The 13,026-nt window shown below is 65.9% G+C and carries 8 protein-coding genes and 1 pseudogene; 2 read left to right on the top strand and 7 right to left on the bottom strand.

Annotation, left to right across the window (positions count from 1 at the left end; all coding sequences use genetic code 11):
• Positions 1-308 precede the first annotated feature (308 nt).
• Together ACZ4N5_RS42770 and ACZ4N5_RS42765 are read right to left on the bottom strand one after the other, a co-directional pair.
• Complete coding sequence (locus ACZ4N5_RS42770) at positions 309-1,490, bottom strand: PP2C family protein-serine/threonine phosphatase (protein WP_467762374.1); 1,182 nt, start codon at positions 1,488-1,490, stop codon at positions 309-311.
• A 653-nt stretch (positions 1,491-2,143) separates the two neighbouring features.
• Positions 2,144-2,338: pseudogene (locus ACZ4N5_RS42765) on the bottom strand (transposase); the annotation flags it as partial.
• A 76-nt stretch (positions 2,339-2,414) separates the two neighbouring features.
• Here ACZ4N5_RS42765 and ACZ4N5_RS42760 point away from each other — a divergent pair.
• A complete protein-coding gene (locus ACZ4N5_RS42760) occupies positions 2,415-4,082 on the top strand; it encodes an ISL3 family transposase (protein WP_467762373.1) in 1,668 nt (555 codons plus the stop codon).
• Positions 4,083-4,127: 45 nt separating this feature from the next.
• Positions 4,128-4,379: a DUF7660 family protein gene (locus tag ACZ4N5_RS42755; RefSeq protein WP_467762372.1), complete on the top strand. Its 252-nt coding sequence runs from the start codon at positions 4,128-4,130 to the stop codon at positions 4,377-4,379.
• 416 nt (positions 4,380-4,795) lie between these two features.
• Here ACZ4N5_RS42755 and ACZ4N5_RS42750 read toward each other — a convergent pair whose 3' ends face one another.
• The 5 genes from ACZ4N5_RS42750 to ACZ4N5_RS42730 form a co-directional block, all read right to left on the bottom strand.
• Positions 4,796-5,284, bottom strand: coding sequence for a hypothetical protein (locus tag ACZ4N5_RS42750; RefSeq protein ID WP_467762371.1), 489 nt, complete (start codon positions 5,282-5,284; stop codon positions 4,796-4,798).
• A gap of 154 nt (positions 5,285-5,438) precedes the next feature.
• Complete coding sequence (locus ACZ4N5_RS42745; RefSeq protein ID WP_467762370.1) at positions 5,439-7,808, bottom strand: nSTAND3 domain-containing NTPase; 2,370 nt, start codon at positions 7,806-7,808, stop codon at positions 5,439-5,441.
• Positions 7,805-8,638, bottom strand: a complete 834-nt coding sequence (locus tag ACZ4N5_RS42740) for a hypothetical protein (RefSeq protein WP_467762369.1) — start codon at positions 8,636-8,638, stop codon at positions 7,805-7,807. Before ACZ4N5_RS42740 ends, ACZ4N5_RS42745 begins: the two co-directional genes overlap by 4 nt.
• Positions 8,639-9,033: 395 nt before the next feature.
• Entirely contained in the window at positions 9,034-10,020 is a 987-nt protein-coding gene (locus tag ACZ4N5_RS42735; RefSeq protein WP_467762368.1) for a hypothetical protein, read from the bottom strand.
• A gap of 34 nt (positions 10,021-10,054) precedes the next feature.
• Positions 10,055-12,454, bottom strand: a complete 2,400-nt coding sequence (locus tag ACZ4N5_RS42730) for a helicase associated domain-containing protein (protein ID WP_467762367.1) — start codon at positions 12,452-12,454, stop codon at positions 10,055-10,057.
• Between the last annotated feature and the right edge of the window lie 572 nt (positions 12,455-13,026).

Genomic DNA, 13,026 nt, shown 5'->3' with positions numbered 1-13,026 from the left:
CCGAGTAGTCCTTCATCGCCATCGGCGGTCTTCTCGCTTCCTCCGGATCAAGCAGATCCAGTATCAGCGTGTCCACCACTCAGGGGGAGGCCCCCGCGGGTCAGGTCCCAGTTGGCTGCCCGGGCGGCGACGAGTTCGGCTTGGCGTTCCTCCAGGGCACGGGCCAGTTCGACGGTGTGCTGTGTTCGGGATAGATGGCGAATTCGTGGTCGCTACGCCCGGTTCGACAGGCAATCCCGCAGGCGTGGTCGGATCGTTTCAGTTGGCGGGATGCGCGACCTGTGGCGCATCCGGTGGCGGCGCGCGGGTCATAGGCGGATGACGATCAAGGCGACGTCGTCGCGGGCGCCGCTGCTGACGCCGAGGTCCGCGAGCAGGGCGTCGGCAAGGCCTTCGGGTTCGTGGTCTGCATGGCGGGTGAGCGCGTCGGTGAGGCGTTGCAGGCTGGCGTCGATGTCCTCGCCGCGGCGTTCGATGAGGCCGTCGGTGTAGAGCACGAGGGTGTCGCCCTGGGTGTAGGGCAGGTCGGCGTGGGGGTGGGGGACGTTTTGGGGGCGGGCTCCCAGCGGTGGGTCGGTGGCCCGGTCGAGAAGGTCGAAGGTGCCGTCTGGGTGGACGAGGACGGGGGGCGGGTGGCCGGCGCTGCTGTACATGATGCGGCGAGCGCGGGTGTCGACGACGGCTTGGACGACAGTGGCGGCCAGCGCACCCTCCACGTCGCGTGCATACAGGCCCAGGACGTCCAGGGCCCTCGCGGGCCGTTCGACGGCCCGGACGACGGCGGACAACGCGCTGCGGAGCATGCCCATGACGGCGGCGGCTTCCAGGCCGTGGCCGACGACGTCGCCGACCGCGACGGCGAATCTGCTATCGGGCAGGTCGACCACGTCGTACCAGTCGCCGCACACGTTCAGTGACCCAGCGGCGGGCAGGTAGCGCACTGCGGTGTCCTGGTGCCGGGGCAGGTGGGGCGAGTGGAGCATGGCCTCCTGCAAGGTGAGGGCGACCCGGCGTTCCCGGGCGTGGGCTTGGCGCAGTTCCTCGTTCAGTCGCTTGAGCTCACGCGCCCGCGCGTACAGTTCGACCTCCCTCGCCTCCACGTCGCTGAGCGCCCCACCTTCTCGCAGGCGGGGGTGGGAGCGTATGAACGAGGTGACGTCCTCCCCCCGGTGGAGGATCCACTCCACTTGCCCGTACGGCCCGAGCACCGGGGTGTTGATCGCGGACCACCATCGCTCCTCGAACACGCCGGGCCGGTCGGCCACGGGAATGTCGTACTTCATCGGCGCCATCGTGTCCGGTTCTTTCGAGCGCAGGACCTGGTGCAAGGAGGCGTGCAGATTCCGCACGCCGTCGGCATCGGGGTCCGCCGGATTCTGAGGGAAGGCGTCGAAGAGATACCGCCCGAGCAGATCCTCCCGGGTACGGCCGGTCACCCGGCAGGCCGCCTCGTTGATGTCGGCGAGCACCAGATCCGGGCTCAGCACCATGCAGGGGCTGGGAGTGATGGAGAACAGCGCCTGGTAGTCGATCGCAGGCCTTGCCACACGGTGCGGCTGTGCGTCCTCATCAGGGCTGTTCTCGTCCCTCACCCTTACGTTCTACCGTTCGTCGCCGCCCTCGGCACCTGGGCACTTCGCCTGCCCTCGACCCGTAAGCACCTTCCACGTGCCCGCGTGACGACACCTCGCGGGACCATAGCGGCGCTGGCGCAACCGCGCCGAACGGTTGCCCGCCAATTTTGTCGATCAGCTCGCCAACTCAAGCGATCACGGCAGGTCGCGTGATCACTCGGCTGGGCTCACCGGGTTCCTCCGAGGATGCCCCGGCCTTCAGGCCGGGGTGGGGGTACCTCCCGCTTGCGGGGGAGAATCGGACTCCTGCGGAGCAGGGCAGGAAACGGGATTTCGCCCCCAGGGCGAAACACCGTCCACCTGACTGGGTAGCTGCTGCACGCCGTGTGGTGCGAGAACCAAGCGTGCACACCGTGCTGATCGAGAGCCAAGGCAGCACATGCGCCTCCAAGCTTTGCTGTATCAAACCGGGCTGGTTTCAACCCGGCTGGTGTTGATCGCGGAAGACCTGTTGGGTCGCTGACCCGCAGGCAGCGTGAGCCAGGAATCCCCCTGCTTTAGCTGGGGGAGGATTCAATGCTGATCTGGCGGAGACCGTGCCGGAGCGTGCGCATGAGGTGGTCGGGGTCGGTGAAGGCGGTGTTGGCCTGGCTGCTGCGTCGCAGTAGTGACCAGATGCCCTCGACGGGGTTGAGGTCGGGTGCGTAGGCCGGCAGGAAGTAGCAGCTGATCCAGTCGTGGGTGTCGATGAACTGCCGCATTCGGTGGTGTGGACGGTCACGTAATTCGGCTCTGTCGGAGATCTTGTGATGTCACTCGCCTGAGCTGGGCATATATCGGGTGTGCGGTTCAGGGGATTTGGGGCGGTTGCTGCCTCATTTAGCTGATGTGGTGGTGGAGTCGGTCAAGCGGACGGCGGGGGCGGTCACGTTACGTGCGTCCTGTCAGTCACTCCCAGGGAGATGCACAGGATGCGGGATGCCGTCGTGGCGAGTGCACGGTCGCTACATTCGTCGGCTGTCCGACGCTCCGTTGGGCGGTGCGTCCGTCGTGATCGAGCTGAAGGTGCGCCGGTTCAGATGCCTCAACTCCCGTTGTGAGGCACTGACGTTCGCCGAACAGGTCCCCGGGCTGACCAGCCCGCACGCCCGCTACACGCCCCTGCTGCGAAGCGTGCTCGTTTCGATGGCGCTCTGTCTGGCGGGCCGTCCCGGCGCTCGTCTGGCTGCCGCGTTGAAGATCCGGGTCGCCAAGGACACGCTCTTGAATCTCCTGCGTGCGTTGCCGGACCCGCCTGCCTCGGAAGTCCGAGTCCTGGGCGTCGACGACTTCGCTCTGCGCAAGGGCGATACCTATGCCACTCTCCTGGTCGACCTGGAGGCCCGCCGACCGCTTGACGTACTTCCCGGCCGGGATGCCGAGTCGCTGGCCGCGTGGCTGCGTGGCCACCCCGAGGTGGAGATTATCTGCCGTGACCGGGCCGGCGCCTACGCCGAGGGCACTCGTTCCGGAGCCCCGCAAGCCCAGCAGGTCGCGGACGGCTGGCATCTCTGGCGCAATCTCGCTGAAGCCGTGGAGAAGACGGTTGGCGCCCACCATCCCTGCATCCGGGCCAGGTTCGCCACGCCTCCGGTCGCCGAGGAGACTGCCGCGGAGACCCTGGTCACCGCGGGACCGTCCATCGAGGCCGTGCCATTCATCCCGCCCGACGGCACGCTCGATGTCATGGGGCAACCACGGCGGCTGGTCGCCCGCACGACCGAGCGGTACGAGGCGGTACAGCAGCGGCTGTCCGCGGGGATGTCGCTGGCCGCGATCCGCCGCGAGCTGCGGCTGGACCACTCGACGGTGCGGCGCTTCGCCCGCGCCCAGAGCCTCGACGAACTCCTGGTCAAGGCGGTCAACCGGAACTCCATCCTGGACGCCTACAAGACCTACCTGCACCGGCGGTGGAACGAGGGCTGCCACGACATTCCCCAGCTCCACCGCGAACTGTGTGAGCAGGGCTTCACCGGCGACATCCAGTGCGTCCGCCGTTACTTCCGCCCATTCAAGAAGCCCCATAGTCCCAGGCCGAGGCAGCCGCCAGCCCCTCCTCCCGAACCGCGGCCGGCACCGAAGCCCCGCCGAATCGTGCGCTGGATCATGACGAACCCCGGGCACCTCGCCGACGCCGACGTGGCAGGACTCAAAGAGATCAGAGCCGCCTGCCCACACCTCGACGCCTGCGCGCGGCACGTCCGCGACTTCGCCGACATGATGCGCGACCTCCGCGGCGCGCAACTGCCCGCCTGGATGGACCGGGTCACGCAGGACGAGCTTCCCGCCCTGCACTCCCTGGTCAACGGTCTACGCCGCGACCTCGACGCCGTCACCGCCGCACTGAGCAGCCCGTGGAGTTCAGGCCAAGTCGAGGGACACGTCACGCGCGTCAAGCTCCTCAAGCGGATGGGGTTCGGCCGAGCCAACCTCGACCTGCTCCGCAGACGCATACTCCTCGCCACCTGACGCTCGCCCAGGAACCCCTACACGCCCGCAGGCTAGGTTGCTCCCATGCCGCTCACCCCTGATGACGAGATACAGACACGCGATGAGCTGGTCGCATTCGTCCGCGACCTACACCGGGACTACCTCCAGCGAGGACACGACTGGGAGAACCACACCCTCGACCATTTCCTTGAAGCCCTTGCGGCGTGGATAGCCAGCTCGGACGGCTGGTACCGAAACTTCGGCAAGGAAGTTCCGGCCAACGGCGACTGGACCTTCATCGCACGAGCACTCAGCGCGGCCACCGTTTACGAGTAGGCGAACAGGCCCAATGCGCATTGAGCCATGCCTACCAGCGTTTCGCGCTGCCACCGTCACAAGATCTTCGCCAGAGCCGAAAAGCGTGACCGCTGACAGGCGGTCCTTGTGGACATTGACGCTCCACTCGACGAACGCCTCGGTCCAGGCGTCCACGCCCTCGTCGTCATTGATGCGGCTTGCAGTGGCGTGGCGGAAGCGTATGAGCAATGCTGCCTGACCCGCTGTGTACCGGCGCTCCTCCCGGCGTTCGGCCTTCGCGGTGTTCGCCTGGTGCCGTTGCTGGAGCCATCCGCCCAACAGGGCGCCACCAGTACCGATCACGGCACCCACGAGGCCGAACAGGCCTACTGACACCTCTGCTTGCACGTCGAATCCTCTCGGCCGGCTCGGTCAGGGCAGGTACGTCACGGGCGTCATGACGGGTCGGGATAGTTTTCCCAGACCCTCTCAGGGAAGGGCTGGCGTCGAAGGACCGTCCCCATCACCAGGCGGATGTCCCCACAGATCTGGATGTACCTCGGCGGCCAGCCTTCTGGGTCTCCGACCCACTCGGCGCGGATCAGGATCTCAGCGTGCATCCGGGCCAGGAGGTCACGTATCTGCTTATCGTGGAACCTCAGCGCCTGCTCCTCTAGAGCTTGGTTCAGCCGCTGAAGCTCTGCGTGCCACTCCCGGCCGTCTGGGCTTCGCTCATCTCCGACGCCCTTCTTGTAGTGCGCGTGGACCACGTAGCTCAGCCTGATGCACTCGTTGGCTGCCGACTCGGCCAGGCCCAGCAAGTATGTCCGTTCGGCGTCGTGTGCAGTCCGGCGCTGCTGCCACACGACTGCACCTGTGGAGACGGCCGCACCGATCAGGGTTCCTGCGAGACCGAACAGCCCCGCCCATATCTCCGATCCCATGGCGATCATCCTGCCGGGACGCGGAGCCGGACGGGGCTGATCTAGCCAGGTCCTACTGGCCAGGGAAGTGATCCAGGAAGTCGTCCGCGTACTTCAGGAGGTGGCGGTACGCGATCTCGAGATAGTCGTACTTACGGGACAGCTCCTAGGTCGATCACTGATCGATGTCGTCGAAGAGGCTGCGATGCGAGCCAGAAGGCTGGTGCCTGCCCCGCTGACCGCCGCGATCGTTCGCAGCGTCAGGCTCCCAACTGTCTTGGCTGGGTGGCCGAGACCGACGCTCGTCGTTATAGAAGTCGCGTGCATGGTAGAACTCTGCGGCTGCGTCGTCGTCGCCCCGCTGGTCGAAGGCCAGGTAGTACCAGAACAACGCGCTCTCGATGGGGTCGTCATCGTCTCCGGTAGCGTCCGATAGCCATTCGCCAACCACGTCTACAAGTGTCGGAACGAGCTCTTGGCGCACGTGCTCGAACAGATGCTCACGCTCCTCGTCGGTGAGGAGGAGATGCCAGACCTTCTTCTGCCAGTCCTTGTCCTCAATCCAGGAGGCGTCCGGGCCGGAGACGGCCAGCTCTTTCATTCGGTCAATGGCGCGTTGCCGAACGTCCTCTGTCAGAAGACCGGTCTGGTGGAGCCGTGCGAGTAGCGTTGTCCGGCTGTCGTACTGGGCCGGGGAATGGAATTTGACGAGTGCTTCGCTCAGTTGCGGGTCTGCAGCCATATAGGCACGCAGGAATGTGTCGCAGCCGCGGTACACCACATACGACAGGACAGCCTCCTCCGGAGGCAGATGATGCTGCCACGACTCGAGGCGCCCGTAGGGGCGGGCACGCACGGCGGCCAGACCTTTCGCTGCCTGCTTGTAGAGCGAAGGTGGAATACGCAGCAGAGTGCCTTCGCGCTGCTCGCTGTCGCGGTGGAGACAATCAGTGCGTGACAGAAGAGCCTGGTCGGTCATGCCAGTGAGAACGACCGGCAGCAGGTGTGGCTGGGTGGCCAGCCAGGCGGCGAAGCCTTCTCGAAGAGTGGGGTGGTGGAAGGCCCAGTACTCCTGTCCGTCGGATGACGTGTTGAGGCGGAGGAAGGTACCGGTGAGTGTGGTCAAGGCTTTGCTGACGCCGGCCTGTGTGGAGCTGGCTCGTTCGATGATGTCGCGGTCGCCGTCATCGAGGGCGATCGGGCTCGGCAGGCCGGGCAACGTCTCGTCTCGAGCCGTTGCGTACGTGAGGGCGAGCGCTGCGTGGGCGTGGGGATCCAGCTGGTCGTAGACATCGCCGAGCAACTGCTGGGACTGGACCATGAATGTTGTGATGCCGCGCTGGGTCATGGACAGATTGGAAGTGAATGCCAGGAGCCCAAGGCGGCGTGCGGCCTCGGGGCGGAAGGGAATGGCGTCGGCTGCTGCTTCCAGATGCGGCTTCATCTGGGCGCGCACGTCTTGGGGCTGATCGCCAGCGGCGAGGTGGTTGTACAGGATCTGCTGCCGCTCTTCGCGCGTGAGGTCGGCGACGTCCACGGTGACCTGTTGCTCGTGCAGCCGGGGATAGGCGTACGACTTCAGCAGCGGGCGGGCTTCGTTGTAGATGTAGCTGCGGGAGGTCAGCACCACCCGGGCGCCGTTCTTGACTGCGCTCATCACGTGCGGCAGGTCGCGCGCCCAGGCGTGCGTGAGGTGTTCCTCGTGGCGGACCGAGCCGAAGGCGTCGTCGAGCCAGAAGAACTGATCCTTCTCATGCGGATTCCAGCGTTGCACGAGTTCTTCGGAGGTTCGGGCTTTGATGGCCGTACATCCCCAGTTATCGGCCGCGCTGATGGCCAGCATCAGGGCGATGACGGACTTACCTACGGCCGGGTCGCCCAGAAGCAGCACGAAGCCGTGATCACACAGCGCGCGGGCGGCCCTGCGGTAGGCGCCGGTGACGACGAACGTGGCCACCTGTTCGGGCGCGGACGCCATGAGTACCGAGGCCTGGGCGTAGGCGCGCTCGTCGAGGATCTGCGATAGGTCGCCGAGTCCGTAGACGCGGGGGACGAACATCCGCAGTCCGCGACGCGCGGCGATCATGTCGCTCAGCCACTGCCCGTCCAGGACCAGCGGATGTGCCACCCCGGCCGCGCGCAGCCGACGGCGGATCTCCTCCTCGGAGGTACCGGTGACCCGCGCGTTCGTCAGTAGAACGTACGTGCCGCACACGCCACGCTTCACCAGGGCGCTGACCTTATCGAATTCGTCGTCCAGCTCGGACGGAGCGAGCGTGGCGTCAACCTTCTTGGTGTGCTTGCACTGCAGCACGAACGGCCCTTGTGGAATGTCGTGCACGCTACTGGGGCCTGTAGGCGGCTGCCAGGTGCCGTAGAAGGCACCGTCCCGGCCTCCGTCGTTGGAGTCGGCGAATGCCTGCACCGACTGCCCCCATACCTCCCGCAGGACGGCCGCGCACAGGTCCTGGAAGGCCCGCCAGCCCAGGGTGTGCAGTGCAAACCGGGGCGAGCCGACAGCCGCGACCTCGCCTGCGCTGTTCACGCGTCGTCCTCGCTGTCCTCGGCGGCGCCATAGTCGGCGAGCGCGGTCATGGCTTCCCACATGGCCTCGTCGTCGTAGTCCGGCACCACCAGGTCGGGCTCGAGGCCGTCACTGTCCGGGTCGAGCTCCTGGGAGTGGGCCAGCACCTCGACCAGGAACCGTCGCGCGGCCTCCAGTAGGCTGGGATCCTCCAGCCACAGCCCGAATTCCAAGCTGCGGCGGGAGCTCTCCGTGCCGTTGGCGCTGCCCAGCCAGAGCCGATGTGGCGTGAAGCCGGTGACATCCGCCACGCCCCCCAGGCCGTCCTCGTTGCGCCACCACAGCTCACCCAGCAACATCATCTTGGTGTGGAGGATCGGGACAAGATGGTCCCCGGCCTTGCGGTAACCCAGGGTGCGCAGCGCCGGCAACCGGATGTACTCCTGCGGCGAACCGGGACCCAGCAGCGGCGCCTTGCCGCCTTGGTGGAAACGCAGCTCCTCCAGTTTGGAGAAGGCACTAACCGGGAATCCGGCCGCGTCTTTCACCGCCTCAGCGACCTTGCGTAGCCGCTCTACGTGGCGTTTGCCCCGTGGCTGCTTGCTCACCACCACGCAAGCGGAGGGGAACTCGGCGATGCGTTGCAGCAGCTCTGCGTCGTCCACCCACAAGAAGGCGCCGAGCATGGCGGGCCCCAGACTGCGAGACCGCCGCTGCTGCTCCAGATCACGGCGGAACGTGTCGATTCCCTCGACAAGACCGGCCAGCACGTTAGTCCCGAACTGGACGGGATGCTTCCCGTCCTCCAGGACTGCCTGTACGTCGAACTGGTTGGAAAACGACGAATCCATATGTCCCCCTTACGCCGCAAGCATTATGACGCGACACCACAGACCGTCAGGCGCTGAGTGGCATCGGGGAGCGTGGTTGCTGGTGCTCCCTGTGGTGCACACCAGCCTGCCCGGCCGCTCCGAGGCTGCAAGTGGCTGGTTGCCGAGCTTCTCGCCTCGCGCTCTGTCCTGCGCCCATCGCTTGAGCTGCGGAGCAGATCGCCGAGATGATCGCTCTGGCGGGGCGGCCGAGGGAACGATTCCTGATTGCGCTGCTGGCGCGTACCGGCCTGCGGATCGGCGCGGCGCTCGGGCTGCGATCCGCGACGAGAACCTCAACCAGTGATCCCTGCTCCGCAGCGCCGTAACCGCAGCGTGAAGCGCTGCCCCGCGCGGGCCGCCCGGCGCCGAGCGACTCAGAGGGTGCGCAGCGTGGCCTCAATCGCTTCCACGATGCCGTCGTGGGCCGCCGGCGCTACCCGATAGGCCCGTCCCACGAGGACCGGAGCCTGTTCCGCGATGCGGTCCAGCACGCGTACGAAGTTCTTGTCGGCGGTGAGGAACACGTCGCAGTCCGGCAGGTAGGAGGCGTGTTGGACGTCAAGAGGGTTGCCGTCGGTTACCTTCATGTCCATCTGTACGGTGTCTGCTGCCCATCGGAGCCAAGCGCGTGGCATGTACGCGGATTCCACCTCGTATAGCCAGAACCGGTTGAACGCCTCCCGAGAGGCACACATAGCGCGGAGGTCTACCCGGGCGCCGACCCAGTCGGCGTAAGTGGCCTCCTCATGCGTGAACATAGTTCGGCGACCCCTCGCGAAGGCATGCCAGTACACCTCCTGGCTGTATGGCCGCCATGCCGCGATCCATTCGTCAGATGGCCACCCGGCCCGCTGTTCGATCGGGGTCTCCTCACTCGGAGCCAGCGTGATCCGGGAGAGGTCGCGGAGATCGAAGCCAGCTTCGCGCCAACGCTCTCGCTGTTCCTTCTGGTTATCCACGAGGAAGCGCACCGTACGCGCGGTCCGCCGAGCTGGCTCCGCGTCGCGCAATCGGTCGTGGTACTCCACTGCCTCCCGCCAGAACCTCTTGGTCCAGTACGTACGCCACGTCGCCTCGCGTCCGGTGTCGGGCACTGCCCGCATCCACTCCGGGTGCAGACGGCGTACCTCGGAGATGACCTCGGCGCCCTCCCGGTCGGCCTCGCTGCGCAGCCGCTCGTCCGTCGCGGTCGTGATGGCCTCGATGATGGCCGCCCGCATGTCCGAGCGGGGGTGCTGCAGCACCTCCAGCAGGACGCTCGGCGCGGTTACCACGCGATGTCCGAGGGAATGAGCGACCGTCTTGAACCGGTCCCCGGCCCGCTCATCCCCCAAATAGGACCAGATGTTGTTGTCGAGCATGATTCTCACGCTGTCGTTCCCCTCTCGAATGCCCTTACGCCCTGGCCCACTCCAGCCCGAGGTCGGCGAGCTGCTGGAGCTTGTCAGGGGTGAGCTTGGCGCGCCGAGTCTTCGTGTTCGACAGGAACACTCCGAGTTTGACTTCTGTCCCGTCCTGCAGCCGTTCTACGTGGCCTCTGGGGACGGTCACGGAGTCGGTGCGTGCCTTGTACTGCGCCAGGGCTGCTACGCCCTTCTCGAAGGCGCTCACGGGCGTCGTGGACTGATTCACGACCGCTTCCGGCTCTGGGGCCGGCGGTGTGATGCCGAGTTGTTCCAGGCGTTCGCGCTGCCCTTCGGTCAGGGCTTGCCAGACCACCGAAGTGCTCTGCTTGGCCAGCCATTTCCCGACGTCCATCCCATGCACGGTGAAGCCGGGCAGAACCTCGGTCTCGCTGGCCTGGCCGTCTTCGTCGGCGAGGAGTTCGTGGAGTGCGGCGTAGTGGCGTTGCCAGTCCGCCGGCCATACCGGGTTCCAGTCCGCATCGACCGCCAGGAGCGCTGCCTCCCACTCCGGATGTCCGGCTAGGGCATCGGGGCGGCGGAGGTTGGACAGCCACTGCCCCACGGGGCGGTCGAGCGCGGTGGCGGAGCGAGGTGCGCACAGTGTCCAGTGCTGGTCGTAGTACGCCTTGGCAGCTTCCAGGTTCTCCTGGAACCGCTCATCCGCCAGGCTCCAGACCATGCCCAACTGTTCGAGTCGCCGGGCGCGTTGGCCGGTCATCTGTCCGGCCCCGTACGCGCGCCGCTGCTCCGCGATCCACTGCCCGAGCGGGATCGCGCCCTCGCGGTGTCCGTAGGGAACTCTGGCGTGATGCTCACGCTCCGTGAACTTTTTGAGTGCGGCCCAGCCGCGGGCCCAGTCCTGGCGTTCGGTGTCGATCACATTGAAGGACACCCACTCGGCGACCATCACCGGGTCCCGTGGAGCGGCGAAACGGAGCAGCAAGCGGGATTCTTCCGCACCTTCCTCGGGCGCGACACCAATATTCACGGACGGCTGTGCTACGTCTTTCTGAGGCTCTTGCGGGATCGCAAGCAATTCAATGGCCTCTTCGTCGTGAGACCTCAGACCTTCCAATACCTTCACCAAGGGTCGGTACGATCCGGAGGTGAACATGTCTTCCGGTTTTTCTCCGGGCTGGAGGAATACCGGCACGATCAGCGAGGCGAGTTTCCCTTGTCCGGGCTTTTGCCGAAGCGCGCGTCCGATGGCTTGCACGATGTCGTGCGGCGCGCCCTTCGGGTCTAGGAGGGCAACACTGTCGACCGCCCGAATATCCACACCTTCACCCAAAACGCGACAGTTAGACAGAATTGCCCGCCGTGCGGTGGTGCCGAACTCGCTCAGCACGGCCCGCCGGCGCTCGGGGGCGTGCTCGCCGCACAGCCAGTCCGCCCACACCTTCGCCGGGTACTTCTCCGACTGGTCGGCATGCAGCTTCGCTGCGACGCGCTCCAAGCCCTCCGCGTAGGCAGAGGCTTCGATGGTCCGGTGGTGGAAGGTGATGCACGTCTGGAGATTGTGCTGCGCCATGGTGTGCAGCAGTGCTGCCTGGAGGGCTCCGAGCCGCTGCCCCCGCACTTCTTCGGTGTGCCGGTCCTCGCCCATGAGCCGTTCCGGGGTGACGACCGGGTCCTGCAGCTCCAACACGATGATCTGATACCGGGCCAGCAGGCCCCGCGAGACGGCGGAGGCGAGCGAGAGCTTGTAGAGCACGGGCCCGAAGACCTTCTCGTCGTCCATGGAAGCGGCCATCTCACGCGGCAGTGGATCCCGTACCCCCTCCGCGACCTCCCGACTGAGCTGCCGTTCCTCCCAGATCCGCGGAGTAGCCGTCAGATACAACCTGCGGTGCGCCGGGATCACGGCCTGGTTGTGAATGTCTGTCCACGCTTTGCCCATCGCCCCCGACGTTCTGTGGGCCTCATCCACCACCGCGAGGTCGACGGGGGCGAGCTGCTGGCCGTAGAGGCCTTCGAAGGCCTCTGCCAGGACGCCGAGGCTGGCGTAGGTGGTGTAGATGGTCACCGGTCCGGAGCCGTGCCACAAGGCCAGCTGTACGGGGTTGGTAGTGGAGCGGACCTTCATGCTCCACAGTTCCGGATCGTCGGTCAGGCTGCACACCGCGACCGCCGGCCCCGCATGCCCGGCCGCGCGCCACGCCTTCACGGTTTGGGTCAGGAGGTCCAGTGTCGGTACCAGGACGAGAATGCGTCCCTTGGGCACCATGCGTTTGGCCGACGCTGCCGCGATGAGAGTCTTTCCCGTTCCGCATGCGGCGTGTACCTGCCCGCGCAGACCGTTAAAGGGAATGCCGTCCGGTGGGATGTCGAGACCGCGCACAATGGCGGCAACGGCCTCGATCTGATGGTCACGCAGTTTCACGGCCATTCCCGTGTTCTCCTTATGCGGCACGCAATCGGACTGGAAAGTCTGATGTTGATGAAGAGGGCCGGTGGTGGTGCTGTCTGACCCCAGACTCTACACAGTAGTCATGAGTGATGCATCAGGTTCATCATATGGGTTGTTCCTGGCCTAATACTGGCCTCACAGTGGCGAACGAATGTGTACTCTTGTGAGGTTTTGTCGGGTGCGATCGGGCAGACTTTGAGAGCAGGGAAGAGTGGGGGAGGGTTTCGGGTGGAGCGCAGCGGAGCCCGTCACTGCAGTTGAGTCCGGCATCCCACCGGGTTGCACACTCTGTTGGATCGTCATCTCTCTCATAGGGTATGAGCTGTGATTCCCAGTCACTACACAGGCAGGACACGCGATGCACACTCTTGCTGCCGGCCCAGGCAACCGCGCTTGCGCGGATGCCCACAATTCGCGCTTGCGCGAATTGTACTCTGCTTTAGAATTCCGTTTACGGAATTCATTCCCGCGCTTGCGCGGGAATCCCGAATTGCGCTTGCGCAATTCGCGCTCTATGCAGCGCGCCAGCGCTGCATATCCCGCTCCGCGGG

This window comes from Streptomyces sp. NPDC026500 (genome assembly GCF_055567635.1).
Note: the sequence above shows the minus strand (reverse complement) of the source record. Positions and strands in the feature narration are given on the sequence as shown.